Below are 16,310 nucleotides of genomic sequence, written 5' to 3'. Positions count from 1 at the left end.
TTACGGACGGCGGGCGAAGCCCGGCACGCGCCGCTTCTTGTACGACGGGCCCGTCGAGGTGTCGCGGGTGGTGCGGTAGCGGGCCAGCGTGCCCAGGCCGGAGCCGCCCTCGTCGTCGTCCGCGGCGGCCACCGGGTCGCGGCCGAAGCGGCGGCCCAGGTACATCACCAGCGGCACCACGAAGGGGGCCAGCAGCAGGTCGTAGAGCAGGGCGCTGATGACCAGTCCGCCGAGGCCGACGTGCCGGGCCGCGGTGTCGCCGACCAGGGCGCCGACCATCGCGTAGAGCAGGGTGGAGGCGACCGCCGCGGCGCCGACCACGACCAGCGAGCCGGCCACGGACCGCTGGCGGCCGTGGTCCGGGCGCAGCAGCCCGGCGGCGTAGCCCATCAGGCAGAGCACCAGCGCGTAGCGGCCGATGGCGTGGTCGGAGGGCGGCGCGAGGTCGGCCAGCAAGCCCCCCGCGAAGCCGACCAGGCAGCCGCCGGTGGGCCCGTAGACCATGGCCAGGCCGACCACGACGAGCAGCAGTATGTCCGGGGTGGCTCCCGGGAGCTGGAGCCGGCCGAACACGCTGACCTGGAGGATCAGGCCGAACAGGACGAGGCCGGCGGAGACGGGGATGCGGGCGAGGCGCATGGCTCAGTTCCCCCCAGTGGGCTTGGCGGGCGGGGCGGCGGGCGCGGAGGCCGGGACCTGGCCGGGCACGGAGGCCGGGACCTGGCCCGGCGCGGCGGCCGGCTGGCCCGCGGCGGGCGCCGGCGGCAGGACGGCGTCGCGCGGGTCGGCGCGCGGCGGCACGACCACCACGCCGACCAGGTCCAGCCGGGTGAACTGGACGAAGGGCTCGACCAGGACGGTCTTGGTCAGCTGGCCGGCGTTGGCCTGGACCTCGACGACCTTGCCGACCGGGACGCCGGGGACGAACGGGCGGCCGCTCTGCGAGCCGAAGGTGACCAGCCGGTCGCCGGCCTTGACCTGGGCCTTGCCGTTGAGCAGGGAGACCTTCATCGGGCTGTCGCCGCCGCCGGAGGCGAAGCCGATCTCGCCGGTGCCCTCCAGCCGGGTGCCGGCCGAGAAGCCGGGGTCGGAGGCGAGCAGCACGGTGGCGGTGGTGGGCGCGACGGTGGTGATCCGGCCGACCAGGCCCTGACCGTTGATCACCGTCATGTCGCGGGTGAGGCCGTCGTCGCTGCCGGCGTCGATGGTGATGGTCCAGGAGAAGCCCTGGGCCGGGCCGATCGCGATGACCTGGGCGGCCTTGACGGTGTAGCCGCCGGCGCCGGCGGTGCGCAGCAGGTCGTCCAGCTGCTTGGTGCGCCCGGTGGCCATGTCGGAGGAGGCGAGCTTCTGCCGGAGTTCGGTGTTCTCGCGGGCGAGCTGGTCGGTGCGGCCGCTGTCGGTGGCCGCGTCGCGGAAGGCGCGGACGGTGTCGGCGACCGGGTCGACGACGGTGGCGGCTCCGCGCTCGACCGGTCCGAGGACGCTGGCGGCGGCGTGCCGGGCGGGCCCGAGCGGGGAGTCCTCACCGCCCTTGATGTCCACGGTGATCAGCGCGAAGGCGACGGCCACCAGCAGGATCAGCAGCAGCCGGCTCTCTCGTGTGTCCCTCACGGTGCTGGTACTGCCCCTTCGTACCTGGCCGCCGCCCGGGGCTGTGGGGCCCGGGCGGCGGCCCGTTCAGTCGAGTGTCTGATGTGACGTGTGGTGCCGGTGGTGCGGCGACCTGTCAACGACGCGGCGAAGCGTCGAGTACCTGCTGGAGCGCCTCGAACTCCTCGACGCACTTGCCGGAGCCGAGCGCGACGGAGTCGAGCGGGTTCTCCGCGATGTGGATCGGCATGCCGGTCTCGCGGCGCAGCCGCTCGTCCAGGCCGCGCAGCAGGGCGCCGCCGCCGGTGAGCACGATGCCCCGGTCCATGACGTCGCCGGCCAGCTCGGGCGGGCACTGGTCGAGGGTGGTCTTGACCGCGTCGATGATCGCGTTGACGGGCTCGTCGATGGCCTCGCGGACCTCGGCGGCGGAGATGACCACGGTCTTGGGCAGACCGCTGACCAGGTCGCGGCCGCGGATCTCGGCGTGCTCGTCCTTCTCGCCCTCCAGGCCGAAGGCGCTGCCGATGCTCATCTTGATCTGCTCGGCACTGCGCTCGCCGAGGAGCAGCGAGTACTCCTTCTTGATGTGCTGGACGATCGCGTTGTCCAGCTCGTCGCCGGCGACCCGGATGGACTGGGCGGTGACGATGCCGCCGAGGGAGATCACGGCGACCTCGGTGGTGCCGCCGCCGATGTCGACGACCATGTTGCCGGTGGCCTCGTGGACGGGCAGGCCGGCGCCGATCGCGGCGGCCATCGGCTCCTCGATGATGTGCACCTGGCGGGCGCCGGCCTGCGAGGAGGCCTCGATGACGGCGCGGCGCTCGACGCCGGTGATGCCGGAGGGCACGCAGACCACGACGCGGGGGCGGGCGAGGTAGCGGCGGCGGTGGATCTTGAGGATGAAGTACCGCAGCATCCGCTCGGTGATCTCGAAGTCGGCGATCACGCCGTCCTTGAGCGGGCGGATGGCGACGATGTTGCCCGGGGTGCGGCCGATCATCTTCTTGGCCTCGGCGCCGACGGCGAGGATGCCGCCGGTGTTGGTGTTCACCGCGACGACGGACGGCTCGTTCAGAACGATGCCCTTGCCCCTGACGTACACCAGCGTATTGGCTGTTCCGAGGTCGATCGCCAAGTCGCGGCCGATGAACGACAGGTTGCTCGCCATGGGGTGTGGGTGCCTTCCCGGGCTCGGAGTTCATGGGGGGGTGGACGAATGCGCGCGTCCACGCGTGGGCGGAGAACAGCTGAGCTGTCTTACCGGGCCCTTGAGTCGCGTCCATCGTAGCCACGCCACTCGGTACGGACGTCGGCGTGGGGCATACCGTCCATTGTCCGGGGCGTGATCGCATCTCCGAGGATTGGGACGCCGTGTCGGCGCCGCCAGTTCCCTATTTCACGATAAGAATGCCCCGGCCGGGCCAATGGTCCCGACCGGGGCGGTACGAACGTCCCCCCGGGCGTGTCGCCCGGGTCCCGCTCGCCGGATCAGGCGTGCGCGGGGAAGAAGATCTTGATCTCGCGCTCGGCGGACTCCGGGGAGTCGGAGGCGTGGATCAGGTTCTCGCGGGTGATCGTCGCGTAGTCGCCGCGGATGGTGCCGGCCCCGGCCTCCAGCGGGTTGGTGGCGCCGGCCAGCATGCGGATGCCCTTGACGACCTCCTCGCCCTCGACGATCAGCGCGATCGACGGGCCGGTGGTCATGAACTCCAGCAGCGGCTCGTAGAACGGGCGGCCCACGTGCTCCGCGTAGTGCTGCTCCAGCGTCGCCCGGTCGAAGGTGCGCAGCTCGATGGCGGCGAACCGCCAGCCGGCCTTGCGCTCGATGCGGCTGATGATCTCGCCGGCCAGGCCGCGGCGGACGGCGTCGGGCTTGAGCAGGACGAGAGTGCGCTGGGACACGGTGCGTCTCCTGGGGATTCGGTTCGGCAGACAGTCGGGTCGACAGGCGGCGCCGACAGGGCAGAGATTACCTTGCGTACACGGCGTGTCGGTCCGCTGGTCCGGGCCTCAGGCCTGTACGGCGGCGGCCTCCGCGGCGGCCCTGGCGGCCTTGAACGCGTCCACCTTGCGGCCGTAGTGCACCGAGCACCACCACAGGCCGGCGAAGACCACGCCGAGCCCGAACATGGTCGGCAGCACGAAGCCGCTGGCGATCAGCCCGATCTGCAGCGCCCAGCCGATCTGCACCGCGCCGGGGCGGTCGATCATGCCGCAGAGCAGGACGCACAGTGCCATCGCGATGCCGCTGACCGTCCAGATCTCCGCGTTGGAGACGTCGGTGAGCCGCATCGCGACCAGCGCCGCGAACAGGACCAGCAGCACTTCGCCGATCAGAGTCGAGGAGCAGAGCGTCCTCATGTCACTTCCTCCCGAGCAGCAGGCGGGCCTCGCCCACCGTGATGACCGAACCGGTGACCAGCACCCCGGCGCCGCCGAGGTCGCCCTCCTCCTCGGCGAGGCTGACGGCGGCGGCGATGGCGTCGTCGAGCCGGGGCTCGACCTGCACGCGGTCCTCGCCGAAGATCTCGACGGCGAGGGCGGCGAGCGCGTCGACGTCCATCGCGCGGTGGGTGGAGTTCTGGGTGATGACGACCTCGGCCAGGATCGGCTCGAAGGCCTCCAGCACGCCGGCCACGTCCTTGTCCCCGGAGGTGCCGATCACGCCGACGAGCCGGGTGAAGCCGAAGGACTCGGTGAGCGCGGCCACGGTGGCGCGGGCGCCGTGCGGGTTGTGCGCGGCGTCCAGGACGATCGTGGGGCTGCGGCGGACGACCTCCAGGCGGCCCGGCGAGGAGACGCCGGAGAAGCCCTGGCGGATCTTGTCCACGTCCAGCTGCCCGCCGCGCGCGCCGCCGACGCCGAAGAAGGCCTCGACCGCGGCCAGGGCGAGGGCCGCGTTGTGCGCCTGGTACTCGCCGTGCAGCGGGATGAAGACGTCCTCGTACTCCTCGCCGCCGAGTCCGCGCAGCGTCACCAGCTGGCCGCCGACGGCGAGTTCGCGGCGGATCACGCCGAACTCCATGCCCTCGCGGGCGACCGTGGCGTCCACCTCGACGGCGCGGCGCAGGATGTTCTGGGCGGCGTCCAGCTGCTGCTGGGCGACGACGGCGACGGCGCCGGACTTGATGATCCCGGACTTCTCGACCGCGATCTCGCCGGTGGTCTCACCGAGCTTGTCGGTGTGGTCCAGCCCGATCGGGGTGATCACGGCGACGGCGGAGTCGATGACGTTGGTGGCGTCCCAGGAGCCGCCCATGCCGACCTCGACCACGCCGACGTCCACCGGGGCGTCGGCGAAGGCCGCGTAGGCCATGCCGGTCAGCACCTCGAAGAAGGACATCGGCACCGGCTGCGCCGCGTCGACCATCTGCACGTAGGGCTCGATGTCGCGGTAGACCTCGACGAAGCGCTCGGGGGTGATCGGGGCGCCGTCCAGGGTGATCCGCTCGGTGACGGACTCCACGTGCGGGCTGGTGTAGCGGCCGGTGCGCAGCTCGAAGGTGTTGAGCAGCTGCTCGATCATCCGGGCGGTGGAGGTCTTGCCGTTGGTGCCGGTGATGTGGATGGAGGGGAAGGACCGCTGGGGCTGGCCCAGGATGTCCATCAGCGCCTCGATCCGGTCGAGCGAGGGCTCCAGTTTGTTCTCCGGCCAGCGCTTGGAGAGCTCCACCTCGACGTCGCGCAGGGCGTCGCCGGTGCCGCCGTCGGCGGGGCGGATGGTGTACGGGTTCGGGTCGGCCTTGTCGCTCACGTCCACAGTCTACGGAGCGCTGGCGGGTCCTCCTCACGGGGTGAGAACGACCACTTTGCCCGTTCTTTCCCATGATCAGCTAGTTTCCTCCCTTTACTATTGATTTAGCGATTTGAACCGCAATGAAGCATCGATTCGCAACCGATAGGAGCCTTTAGCCTTTGATCACTGGGAGCGCTGCGCCATGCCCGACGCCCTGCACGAATGGATCGTGCTTCGCCAGGACGCCGTCGTCTGGGTCGCCGGACTGATCTCCCTGGCGCTCGTCGGCTACATGGCCCTCGTCTTCGGACGCTTCCTCGTGTACTGGGCGGGCTCCCGCCACGCCTTCCGGCACGGCCGCCCCGCCGAGCCCGGCGACCCCGCCGCCTTCCGGTGGCACCTGGTGATCCCCTGCCGCGACGAGGAGGCCGTGGTCACCCAGACCCTGGACGGCCTGCGGAGCAGCGCGCCCGAGGCCCACCTGTGGGTGATCGACGACGACAGCGAGGACGCCACCCGCGAGCTGGTCCTCGCCGCCGCGGCCCGCGACCCGCGGATCCACCTGGTCCAGCGCCGCCGCCCGCACGCCCGGATCGGCAAGGGCGCCGCCCTCAACGCCGCCTACCGGGAGATCTCCGCCCGGCTGCCCGAGGGCACCGACCGCTCCCGGGTGGTGATCGGCGTGGTCGACGCCGACGGGCAGCTCGACCCCGGCACCCTCGCCCGGGTCTGCAACCCCAAGGCCCTCGGCCGGCCCGACACCGGCGCCGTCCAGATCGGCGTCCGGATGCGCAACGCCGACGACGAGCTCCCGCTGCCCGGCCGCGGCCGGATCGCCAACGCCCTGGCCCGCGCGCTGGTGCGGATGCAGGACGTCGAGTTCCAGGCCACCAACACCGGCATGCAGCTGCTGCGCCGCCGCACCGGCAGCGTCGGCCTCGGCGGCAACGGCCAGTTCGTCCGGCTCACCGCCCTCGACTCGCTCACCGCCGAGGAGGGCCGGGCCGGCCGCCCCTGGCCGGAGCGCGCCCTGCTGGAGGACTACGAGTCCGGCCTCGACCTGCGCCTGGCCGGCTGGCGGCTCACCCACGTCACCGAGGCCCAGGTCTCCCAGGAGGGCCTGATCTCGCCGCGCCGCTTCCTCACCCAGCGCACCCGCTGGGCCCAGGGCAACATGCAGTGCCTGCGCTACACCGGCCGGGTGCTGCGCTCGCCGCACTACACCGCGACCGGCAAGGCCGAGGTGCTGTACACCTTCCTCCAGCCGGTGGTCTGCGTGCTGCTGGTGCTGCTCTTCCCCGTCTCGCTCGGGATCACCGGCGCCGGGCTGGTGCTCTTCCCGGAGGAGACCGCCGAGTTCCAGCTCCGGTTCGGCCCGTGGATGCTGCTCGCCTTCGTGCTCGCCACGCTGCCGATGGTGTTCTGGGGCTTCGCCTACCGCCGGGCCGTCCACCCCGACCGCGGCCGGCTCACCGGGCTGCTCTGGGGCGTCCTGGTCTGGCTCTACGCCTACCACCTGTTCGTGGTCGCCACCCGGGCCGCGGTCCGGATGCTGCTCGGCCGCAACGGCTGGGCCAAGACCCGCCGCAACGCCGAGAAGACCGCCCTCGGCGCCCCCACCGCGCTCGAGTCCTGAGCCCGCCCCTCCCCCTTCGCGCCGCCCCTCCCCCACGCCACCGGAGCCCCGCATGAGCATGTGCCTGCCCCCGTCCAGCGTCGCCGTCGTCCTCGGCACCCGCCCCGAGCTGGTCAAGCTCGCCCCGCTGATCCACGAACTCGGCGACGCCACCCGGCTGGTGCACACCGGCCAGCACTGGGACGAGGCGATGTCCGGCCGCTTCCTGCGCGACCTGGACCTGCCCCGGCCGGAGCTGCTCACCGGGGTCGGCGGCCGCCCCCGGGCCGGTCAGATCGCCCAGTCCCTCGGCCAGTTGGACGCCGCCTTCGCCGAGGACCGCCCCGCCGCCGTGGTCGTCCAGGGCGACACCAACGCCACCCTGGCCGGGGCGCTGGCCGCCAACGCCCGGGAGATCCCGCTGGTCCACGTCGAGGCCGGGCTGCGCAGCTTCGACCGGGCGATGCCCGAGGAGCACAACCGGGTGATGGTCGACCACGTCTCCGACCTGCTCTGCGCCGCCACCGGGGAGAACGTCGCCAACCTGCGCGCCGAGTCGCTGGCCGAGGACCGGATCGAGCTCACCGGCAACACCGTCGTCGAGGTGGTCCGCCGTCAGCTGCCGGACGGGGCCGCCCGCGCCGCGCTGCTCGCCGCGCACGGCCTGCGCCCGGACGCGTACGTGCTGGCCACCGTGCACCGCCCGGAGAACACCGACACCGCCGAGGCGCTCGGCGCGGTGCTCGCCGAGCTGGACCGGATCGCCCGGGCCGGCACCCCCGTGCTGTTCCCGATGCACCCGCGCACCCGGGCCGCCGTCGAACGCTTCGGCCTGGACGGCCTGCTGGAGCGCCTCGCCGTCACCGGCCCGGTCGGCTACGGCGACTTCCTGGGCCTGGCGTGCCACGCGGCGCTGCTGGTCTCCGACTCCGGCGGCGTGCAGGAGGAGTGCACCGTGCTCGGCCGCCCGCTGCTGGTGGTGCGCCGCTCCACCGAGCGTCCGGAGGCGGTGGCGGCCGGCTTCGCCGCGCTGGTGCGGCCCGGCGAGGAGCTGGGCACCCTGGCCCGCGCCTGGCTCTCCGACACCCCCGAGCGGCTCGCCCGGCTGGCGGCCACCCCGAGCCCGTACGGCGACGGCCTGGCCTCGGCCCGGATCGCGGCGCTGACCGCGACACTCGCCGACCCGGCCGGCCGGCAGGCGTTGCCGTCGGCGGCCTAGGTCCTCTTGACAGCAGAATTGGTCTACTCCACCTTGTGAGGCAAGTCTCCGTTCCCGACCGGGACTTGAGTTGTCGGTAGCTCCCGCACGCGCACCATCGACACCCCGGACGGCGCTCCTCCCCCACGAGGCGCCCGCCGGGCCTCCCCCACTGGAGACGGAGTCATGCCACCTGCCCGACACCGGCGCCCGCGCGCCGTCCACTCCCTGCTCGCCGGAGCGAGCGCCCTGGTCATCGGCCTGGGCGGACTCGTCCTGGCCGGCGGCACCGGCGCCCACGCCGCCGACACCGACCTGATCGTCAACGGCGGCTTCGAGACCGGGAACCTGTCCGGCTGGACCTGTTCGAGCGGTACGGTCCAGCGCACCACCGTCCACTCCGGCACGTACGCCCTGCAGTCCACCCCGGCCGGGAGCGACACCGGCGAGTGCACCCAGACCGTCCAGGTGAAGCCCTCCTCCGCGTACACCCTGAGCTCCTGGGTGCAGGGCTCGTACGTCTACCTGGGCGCCCGCGGCACCGGCGGCACCGACCCGAGCACCTGGACCCCCGGCGCCGGCGGCTGGACCCAGCTGACCACGAGCTTCACCACCGGCCCGAACACCACCAGCGTCACCGTCTACCTGCACGGCTGGTACGGGCAGCCGGCCTTCGCCGCCGACGACGTCTCGCTGCTCGGCCCCGGCGGGCCGCAGCCGTCACCGAGCCCGACGGCCACCGCCACCTCCACCGCCTCGCCGAGTCCGACGGCCACCCCCACGGACAGCGGCACGCCCACCCCCACCTCCACCGGCAAGCCGCCGGACCTGCCCAAGCACATCCTCACCGGCTACTGGCAGAACTTCGACAACGGCGCCACCGTCCAGCGGATCAGCGACGTCCCGGCCGCCTACGACATCATCGCGGTCTCCTTCGCGGACGCCACCGCCACCCGCGGCGGCCTGAGCTTCACCCTCGACCCGGCGCTCTCCTCCCGCCTCGGCGGCTACACCGACGCCCAGTTCAAGGCCGACATCGCGGCCAAGCGGGCGGCCGGGAAGCGGGTGGTGCTCTCCATCGGCGGCCAGAACGGCACGGTCTGGGTGGGCGATTCCGCCTCCGCCGCGACCTTCACCAGCACCGCCTGGGCGCTGATGCAGAGCTACGGCTTCGACGGGATCGACATCGACCTGGAGAACGGCATCAGTTCCACCTACATGGGCCAGGCGCTGCACGCCCTGGCGGCGAAGGCGGGGAGCGGATTCATCCTCACCATGGCGCCGCAGACGATCGACATGCAGTCGACCGGCATGGAGTACTTCAAGCTGGCGCTGAACGTGAAGGACATCCTCACCATCGTCAACATGCAGTACTACAACTCCGGCGCGATGAACGGCTGCGACGGGAACGTCTACTCCCAGGGCACCGAGAACTTCCTCACCGCACTGGCCTGCATCCAGCTCAAGGGCGGGCTGCGGCCCGACCAGGTGGGCCTCGGGGTGCCGGCCTCCACCAGCGCCGCGGGCGGCGGGTACCTCGCCGCCGGCACCGTCAACAACGCGCTGGACTGCCTGGCCTCCGGCACCAACTGCGGCAGCTACAAGCCGGACACCGCCTGGCCGGGCATCGGCGGCGCGATGACCTGGTCGACCAACTGGGACGCCAAGGCGGGCAACCCCGTGGCCGGCACCATCGGCTCGCACCTGCACGCCATGCCGTAACCGGCGCGGCCGGTCTGCCGGAGGCCCGGGTTCAGACCCCGGCCCGGGCCTCCGGGACGTGCGCGGCGCCGCCGTGCCGACGGCGCAACTCGGCCGTGATCTCGGCCAGTTCACCGTCGGGCAGCAGCGGCAGCATCATCGCGACGCCCTGCAGCAGACCGCCGAGCAGGAAGGTGGTGTCGGGCGTCGCGGCCACCAGGCCGCGGACCTCGGCCACCTCGCCGGCCGCCACCGCCTCGATCAGCTGGGCCGCGTTCGCGGTCTCCTCGTCCACCGCGACCCCGCCGGTGTCCTCCGGGGCCCGCCGGGCCATCGCCCGCAGCACCCGGTCGCCGACCTCGGGGGCGTACGCCTTGCGGACGGCCTCGGCGGCGATCCAGGCGAGCAGGGTGGTCACCTCGCGCTCGGCGTGCTCGGCGAACAGCAGGTCCAGCTCGTGGTCGAACGCGATCTGGTTGCCGTGCCGGAACGCGAGCAGCAGGGTCGCCGCCCTGGCCTTGGCCTCCTCGACCGCCTCCAGAGGCAGTTCGTCGGCCAACTCCTCGGTCACCACCACGCCATGCCCTCCCGTCCGTCGCTCAGCAGGAACGCTCAGCGGAAACGCCCATTCGGAAACTCCGTGCACACGGTACACAGCGGACCTGCAAACTTCCGCGAACCCGCGCGGGCAAGACCGGAATCAATTCGCTCGGAATAGGACCTCACCCGGTCGCAGGATGATAATTCGCCGGAAGGGAGCAATGTTCCTGGGCTATTTGGTGTAAGGAAAGCGGCCGGGGAAGCCGAACCGGAACCGGAACCCGGAAAACGCCGAGGGGCCGCACCCCGCGCGTCGCGGAGTACGGCCCCTTCGGCGGGGACGGGCGGTCAGCCCTGCGGCAGCGCCGCGAGCTGGGTGGTGATCCGGGCGATGTCGGCCTCGGCGGCCTCCTGGCGGCCCCGGATCTTGGCGACCACCTCGTCCGGCGCCTTGGCGAGGAACGCCTCGTTGCCGAGCTTGGCGGTGGTCTGGGCCTTCTCCTTCTCGGCGGCCGCGAGGTCCTTGGCCAGGCGCTTGCGCTCGGCCGCGACGTCGATGGTGCCGGAGAGGTCCAGCGACACGGTGGCACCGGCCACCGGGAGCGAGGCGGTGGCCGCGAAGCCCTCCTCGGGCGCGGTCAGCCGCAGCAGCGAGCGGATCGCGTCCTCGTGGACGGCCAGCACGGTGCCGGCCAGCTCCAGCCGGGCCGGGACGCGCTGCGCGGGCTGCAGGCCCTGGTCCGAACGGAACCGGCGGACCTCGGTGACCACCTGCTGCAGCGTGGCGATCTCCGACTCGGCGGCCGCGTCACGGTAGCCGCTGTCCTTCGGCCACTCGGTCACGACCAGCGACTCGGCGCCGGTGAGCGCCGTCCACAGCGCCTCGGTGACGAACGGGACGACCGGGTGCAGCAGCCGCAGGGTGACGTCCAGGACCTCGCCCAGCACCCGGCGCGAGGCGTCCGCCTGCGGACCGCCCTTGGCCAGGGTGGTCTTGGAGAGTTCGACGTACCAGTCGAAGACCTCGTCCCAGGCGAAGTGGTACAGCGCGTCCGTGGCCTTGGCGAACTGGTAGTCCTCGTACAGCCCGTCCACCTCGGCGACGGTGGCGTTCAGCCGCGACAGGATCCAGCGGTCGACCGCGGTCAGCTCCTCCGGCGCGGGCAGCGGGCCCTCGACGGTGGCGCCGTTCATCAGCGCGAAGCGGGTCGCGTTCCAGATCTTGTTGCAGAAGTTGCGCGAGCCCTTGACCCAGTCCTCGCCGATCGGCACGTCGGCGCCCGGGTTGGCACCGCGGGCCAGGGTGAAGCGGACGGCGTCGGCGCCGTAGGCGTCCATCCAGTCCAGCGGGTCGACCGCGGTGCCGGAGGACTTCGACATCTTCTTGCCGAACTCGTCGCGCACCAGACCGGTCAGGGCGACGGTCTTGAACGGCGCCTCGCCGTCCATCGCGTACAGGCCGAACATCATCATCCGGGCGACCCAGAAGAAGATGATGTCGTGGCCCGTCACCAGGACGTCGGTCGGGTAGAACTTCTCCAGGTCGGCGGTCTTCTCCGGCCAGCCGAGCGTGGAGAACGGCCACAGGCCGGAGGAGAACCAGGTGTCCAGGACGTCCGGGTCCTGGTGCCAGCCCTCGCCGGTCGGCGGCTGCTCGTCGGGGCCGACGCAGACGACCTCGCCGTCCGGGCCGTACCAGACCGGGATCCGGTGGCCCCACCACAGCTGGCGCGAGATGCACCAGTCGTACATGTTGTCGACCCAGTCGAAGTAGCGGCGCTCCAGCTCCTTCGGGTGGATCTCCACCTTGCCGTCGCGGACGGCGTCGCCGGCGGCCTTGGCCAGCGGCTCGACCTTGACCCACCACTGCAGCGACAGCCGCGGCTCGACCACGGTGTGGCAGCGCGAGCAGTGGCCGACCGCGTGCATGTACGGACGCTTCTCGGCGACGATCCGGCCCTGCTCGCGCAGCGCGCCGACGACGGCCGAGCGGGCCTCCAGCCGGTCCATGCCGAGGAAGGGGCCGTGCACGGTGATCGCACCGCACTCGTCCATGACGGACAGGTTGGGCAGGTCGTGGCGCTGGCCGATGGCGAAGTCGTTCGGGTCGTGCGCGGGCGTCACCTTGACGGCGCCGGTGCCGAACTCCGGGTCGACGTGCTCGTCGGCGACGACCGGGATCTCACGGTCGGTCAGCGGCAGCTTGATGGTCCGGCCGACGAGGTGCTTGTAGCGCTCGTCCTCCGGGTGGACGGCCACCGCGGTGTCGCCCAGCATCGTCTCGGCCCGGGTGGTGGCGACGACGATCGAGTCGTCGCCCTCGCCGTAGCGGATCGAGACCAGCTCGCCCGGGGTGTCCTCGTGCTCCACCTCGATGTCGGACAGCGCGGTGAGGCAGCGCGGGCACCAGTTGATGATGCGCTCGGCGCGGTAGATCAGGCCGTCGTCGAAGAGCCGCTTGAAGATGGTCTGGACGGCCTGGGACAGGCCCTCGTCCATGGTGAAGCGCTCGCGCGACCAGTCCACGCCGTCGCCGAGCCGACGCATCTGGCCGAGGATGCGGCCGCCGTAGCTCTTCTTCCACTCCCAGACCTTCTCGACGAAGGCCTCGCGGCCCAGGTCGTGCCGGGACAGGCCCTCCTCGGCGAGCTGCTGCTCGACCTTGTTCTGGGTGGCGATGCCGGCGTGGTCCATGCCGGGCAGCCAGAGCGTCTCGAAGCCCTGCATGCGCTTGCGGCGGGTCAGCGCGTCCATCAGCGTGTGCTGGAAGGCGTGGCCCAGGTGCAGGACGCCGGTGACGTTCGGCGGGGGGATGACGATGGTGTACGCGGGCTTGTCGCTCTTCGCGTCCGCGGTGAAGTAGCCACGGTCTACCCAGCGCTCGTACAGCTCGCCCTCTACGTCCGCGGGGGTGTAGGTCGTCGGGAGGGTCGCTGCTTCGTCCCCGGCAAAGGTGCTCACGGGGCGCTGGTTCGTCGTGTCGGTCACGACGCACAGTTTACGTAACCGGGGGGTGGGTCACGAACCGCTTTCCGGTCCGCGGCCCGGGCGCGGACCGGACGGGTCCCGGTCCGGCGCCGTGCGGTAGCGTGCCCGGGCACTCGTCCGGTGGACCGGACGGGCGCGGACGACCGGACAGACGACAGGCCGCGGGTGCGGCGGGGGAGCACGGACGCAGATGTACGGCCAGGGACAGCAGTACCCGCAGGGACAGCCGCAGCCGTACGGGGGTCAGCCGCCGTACGGCCCGCCGCCGCAGCAGCCGTACGGCGCACCCCCGCCCCCGCCCCCGCCCCCGCCCGCGTACGGCCGGCCGCAGTACGGCCAGCCCCAGCCGCAGCCCCCGTACGGCCAACCGCAGTACGGCCAGCCCCAGCCGCAGCCGTACGGCGCGCCTCCGCAGGCCCCGTACGGCCAGCCGGGCTACCCGCAGCCGCAGCCGCCCGAGCGCAAGGGCAGGGGCGGCCTGGTGATCGGGCTGGTGGTCGGCGCCCTGCTGCTGGGCGGCGGCGGCTTCGCCGCCTGGAAGTTCCTCGGCGGGAGCGACCAGGGCGGCCGGTACCGGATGTCCGCCCCGGACACCATCCCGGACGGCTACTCCCAGAAGTCGGCCGAGGACAAGGCCGTCGACCCGAACAAGCCGGAGGCGGCGGACTTCGGCAAGGACCTCCACGTGATCGCGGCCAGCTACAGCCGGGGCACCGACCTCGACACCTTCTCGGTGCTCGGCGTCTACGGGAAGCTCAACGACCCCGGGAAGATCATCGCGGACGCCAAGAAGAGCACCGGCGACGACGACGTCACCTGGACCACCCCGCTGACCGACTTCCCGGCCCGCGACTCCAGGAACTCCTCCGCGAAGCTCTCCTGCGGCGTGGCCGGGATCGCGGGCAAGCCCGGTCCGACGGTCTGCGTGTGGGCGGACAGGTCCACCACCGGCCGGGTCACCTTCAGCAGGATGAACGTGAACAGCCACGGCCAGCTCACCGGCGGCCAGGAGACCACCCTGACCCAGGCGGCCGACCAGACCAGGGCGATCCGCGACGCCATGGTCGTCGCCAAGTAGCGCGCACGCCACGAGGAGGGGCCCCGCCCCCGGTCCCGGGGGGGGGCCCCCCACGTGGCGGGGGCCGCCGGGGCGGCGCGCTTATACCGGCGCGCGCGCGTGATGAAGGAGCGCCGCACCCCGGGGGCTCCCCGCCCCGCCCGGTTGGGCCCAAAGGCGCGCCCCCCCCTCGGGGGGGGCCCCCCCCCCGGACCGGGGGCGGGGCCCCTCCTCGTGGCGTCGGCCTCGGGTCAGGCGCTCTTCTCCCGGCGCTCGCGCTTGATCATGTCGCGCGGCACCAGGGTGGGGATGGCGTGCTTGGAGACGACGTCCCCGGTGACCACCACGCGGGCGACGTCCTGGCGCGAGGGGACCTCGTACATCACGGACATCAGCACCTCCTCCATGATGGCCCGCAGCCCGCGCGCGCCGGTGCCGCGCAGGATCGCCTGGTCGGCGATCGCCTCCAGCGCGTCCCGGGAGAACTCCAGCTCCACGCCGTCCAGTTCGAACAGCTTGCGGTACTGCTTGACCAGCGCGTTGCGCGGCTCGGTGAGGATCTGGAGCAGCGCCTCGCGGTCCAGGTTGTGCACGCTGGTGATCACCGGCAGACGGCCGATGAACTCGGGGATCATGCCGAACTTCACCAGGTCCTCGGGCATCACCTGGCGGAAGTGGTCGCTGGCGTCCGACTCCCGCTTGGAGCGGATGTTGGCGCCGAAGCCGATGCCCTTGGCACCCGCGCGGCCCTCGATGATCCGCTCCAGGCCGGCGAACGCGCCGCCGACGATGAACAGCACGTTCGTGGTGTCGATCTGGATGAACTCCTGGTGGGGGTGCTTGCGGCCCCCCTGCGGCGGCACCGACGCGGTGGTGCCCTCCAGGATCTTCAGCAGGGCCTGCTGCACGCCCTCGCCGGAGACGTCCCGGGTGATCGACGGGTTCTCGCTCTTGCGCGCGACCTTGTCGATCTCGTCGATGTAGATGATCCCGGTCTCGGCCTTCTTGACGTCGTAGTCGGCCGCCTGGATCAGCTTGAGCAGGATGTTCTCGACGTCCTCGCCGACGTAGCCGGCCTCGGTCAGCGCGGTGGCGTCCGCGATCGCGAACGGCACGTTCAGCATCCGGGCCAGGGTCTGCGCCAGCAGCGTCTTGCCGGAGCCGGTGGGGCCCAGCAGCAGGATGTTGGACTTGGCCAGCTCGATGGCGTCCTCGCGGCCGTTGCCCCCGCTGCGGCCCGCCTCACCCGCCTGGACCCGCTTGTAGTGGTTGTAGACGGCGACCGACAGCGCCTTCTTGGCGAGGTCCTGGCCGACCACGTACTGGTCCAGGAACTCGTAGATCTCGCGCGGCTTCGGGAGCTCCTCGAAGCGCACCTCGGAGGTCTCGGCGAGTTCCTCCTCGATGATCTCGTTGCACAGGTCGATGCACTCGTCGCAGATGTACACGCCTGGGCCGGCGATCAGCTTCTTCACCTGCTTCTGCGACTTGCCGCAGAACGAGCACTTGAGCAGGTCGCCACCGTCTCCGATGCGTGCCACGAGGTGCTTCCCCTTCGCCAGGGGCCCCGCAGGGGTTCCGGGGCCTGGTGCTGTGGACCGTCAACGCCGACGGCGCTCGGTCTCGCTATCCGACGGTACTCTGCCGGGCCCGTGATTCCGTCCTCTTCGCCAGGTCTGCCCTACGCCCTGGGCGAATTGATACCGAACAGATGCCGTCGCACGGGCCCGCCGATGGGCCGGGGGGGGGGGGGGGGGGGCGGGGGGGCCCCCCCCCCCCCCCCCCCCCCCCCCCCCCCCCCGGGCCGGGTGCGGGGGCGGCCGACGGGCCCACGGACGCGGACCTTCTCCAGCACGGGGACGAACTGCGGGCTGTC

General features: G+C 72.2%; 13 protein-coding genes. 4 read left to right on the top strand and 9 right to left on the bottom strand.

What is annotated here, in order from left to right; all coding sequences use genetic code 11:
- From mreD to folC, 6 genes are all read right to left on the bottom strand, one after another.
- Positions 1-639 carry a rod shape-determining protein MreD gene (gene mreD, locus ACLWS4_RS33550; protein WP_049658707.1) on the bottom strand — a complete coding sequence of 213 codons (639 nt, stop codon included), beginning with the start codon at positions 637-639 and terminating at the stop codon, positions 1-3.
- A 3-nt stretch (positions 640-642) separates the two neighbouring features.
- The gene (gene mreC, locus ACLWS4_RS33545) at positions 643-1,614 is read right to left on the bottom strand and encodes a rod shape-determining protein MreC (protein WP_074000688.1); all 972 of its coding nucleotides are present in this window, start codon (positions 1,612-1,614) and stop codon (positions 643-645) included.
- A 115-nt stretch (positions 1,615-1,729) separates the two neighbouring features.
- Positions 1,730-2,755 (bottom strand): rod shape-determining protein, encoded by a 1,026-nt coding sequence (locus ACLWS4_RS33540; RefSeq protein ID WP_049648984.1) that lies wholly within the window; start codon positions 2,753-2,755, stop codon positions 1,730-1,732.
- A 332-nt stretch (positions 2,756-3,087) separates the two neighbouring features.
- Positions 3,088-3,501 carry a nucleoside-diphosphate kinase gene (ndk, locus tag ACLWS4_RS33535; protein WP_049648947.1) on the bottom strand — a complete coding sequence of 138 codons (414 nt, stop codon included), beginning with the start codon at positions 3,499-3,501 and terminating at the stop codon, positions 3,088-3,090.
- A gap of 108 nt (positions 3,502-3,609) precedes the next feature.
- The gene (locus ACLWS4_RS33530) at positions 3,610-3,960 is read right to left on the bottom strand and encodes a DUF4233 domain-containing protein (protein ID WP_049648948.1); all 351 of its coding nucleotides are present in this window, start codon (positions 3,958-3,960) and stop codon (positions 3,610-3,612) included.
- A 1-nt stretch (position 3,961) separates the two neighbouring features.
- Positions 3,962-5,353 carry a bifunctional tetrahydrofolate synthase/dihydrofolate synthase gene (folC, locus tag ACLWS4_RS33525; protein ID WP_416876090.1) on the bottom strand — a complete coding sequence of 464 codons (1,392 nt, stop codon included), beginning with the start codon at positions 5,351-5,353 and terminating at the stop codon, positions 3,962-3,964.
- 184 nt (positions 5,354-5,537) lie between these two features.
- On the opposite strand from folC, the gene ACLWS4_RS33520 reads away from it, so the two are divergent.
- From ACLWS4_RS33520 to ACLWS4_RS33510, 3 genes are all read left to right on the top strand, one after another.
- Complete coding sequence (locus ACLWS4_RS33520; RefSeq protein ID WP_416876089.1) at positions 5,538-6,971, top strand: glycosyltransferase family 2 protein; 1,434 nt, start codon at positions 5,538-5,540, stop codon at positions 6,969-6,971.
- 52 nt (positions 6,972-7,023) lie between these two features.
- A complete protein-coding gene (wecB, locus tag ACLWS4_RS33515) occupies positions 7,024-8,169 on the top strand; it encodes a non-hydrolyzing UDP-N-acetylglucosamine 2-epimerase (protein WP_416876088.1) in 1,146 nt (381 codons plus the stop codon).
- Between the two features lie 165 nt (positions 8,170-8,334).
- On the top strand, positions 8,335-9,870 hold the full coding sequence (locus tag ACLWS4_RS33510) for a chitinase (RefSeq protein ID WP_375877187.1): 1,536 nt from the start codon (positions 8,335-8,337) through the stop codon (positions 9,868-9,870).
- Positions 9,871-9,901: 31 nt separating this feature from the next.
- On the opposite strand, the gene ACLWS4_RS33505 is transcribed toward ACLWS4_RS33510, so the two are convergent.
- The gene (locus ACLWS4_RS33505; RefSeq protein WP_049648950.1) at positions 9,902-10,426 is read right to left on the bottom strand and encodes a hypothetical protein; all 525 of its coding nucleotides are present in this window, start codon (positions 10,424-10,426) and stop codon (positions 9,902-9,904) included.
- A gap of 311 nt (positions 10,427-10,737) precedes the next feature.
- Positions 10,738-13,377 (bottom strand): valine--tRNA ligase, encoded by a 2,640-nt coding sequence (locus tag ACLWS4_RS33500; protein WP_416876087.1) that lies wholly within the window; start codon positions 13,375-13,377, stop codon positions 10,738-10,740.
- A 190-nt stretch (positions 13,378-13,567) separates the two neighbouring features.
- Between ACLWS4_RS33500 and ACLWS4_RS33495 the strand changes: the two genes are divergently transcribed.
- A complete protein-coding gene (locus ACLWS4_RS33495; RefSeq protein ID WP_416876086.1) occupies positions 13,568-14,455 on the top strand; it encodes a hypothetical protein in 888 nt (295 codons plus the stop codon).
- Positions 14,456-14,685: 230 nt separating this feature from the next.
- Here the strand turns inward: ACLWS4_RS33495 and clpX are convergent, their stop codons facing one another.
- Complete coding sequence (clpX, locus tag ACLWS4_RS33490; RefSeq protein ID WP_045696864.1) at positions 14,686-15,975, bottom strand: ATP-dependent Clp protease ATP-binding subunit ClpX; 1,290 nt, start codon at positions 15,973-15,975, stop codon at positions 14,686-14,688.
- Positions 15,976-16,310 lie beyond the last annotated feature (335 nt).

The sequence above is a fragment of the Kitasatospora sp. SC0581 genome (assembly GCF_048159585.1).
Lineage (GTDB): Bacteria > Actinomycetota > Actinomycetes > Streptomycetales > Streptomycetaceae > Kitasatospora.
The sequence above is the reverse complement of the archived record's forward strand: the minus strand, read 5'-3'. Positions and strand labels throughout refer to the sequence as shown.

Coding starts and splice junctions, on each gene's coding strand:
- wecB (WP_416876088.1), top strand. CDS start 7,024: ATGAGCATGTGCCTGCCCCCGTCCAGCGTCGCCGTCGTCCTCGGCACC.
- ACLWS4_RS33530 (WP_049648948.1), bottom strand. CDS start 3,960: ATGAGGACGCTCTGCTCCTCGACTCTGATCGGCGAAGTGCTGCTGGTC.
- mreD (WP_049658707.1), bottom strand. CDS start 639: ATGCGCCTCGCCCGCATCCCCGTCTCCGCCGGCCTCGTCCTGTTCGGC.
- ACLWS4_RS33495 (WP_416876086.1), top strand. CDS start 13,568: ATGTACGGCCAGGGACAGCAGTACCCGCAGGGACAGCCGCAGCCGTAC.
- ACLWS4_RS33510 (WP_375877187.1), top strand. CDS start 8,335: ATGCCACCTGCCCGACACCGGCGCCCGCGCGCCGTCCACTCCCTGCTC.
- ACLWS4_RS33520 (WP_416876089.1), top strand. CDS start 5,538: ATGCCCGACGCCCTGCACGAATGGATCGTGCTTCGCCAGGACGCCGTC.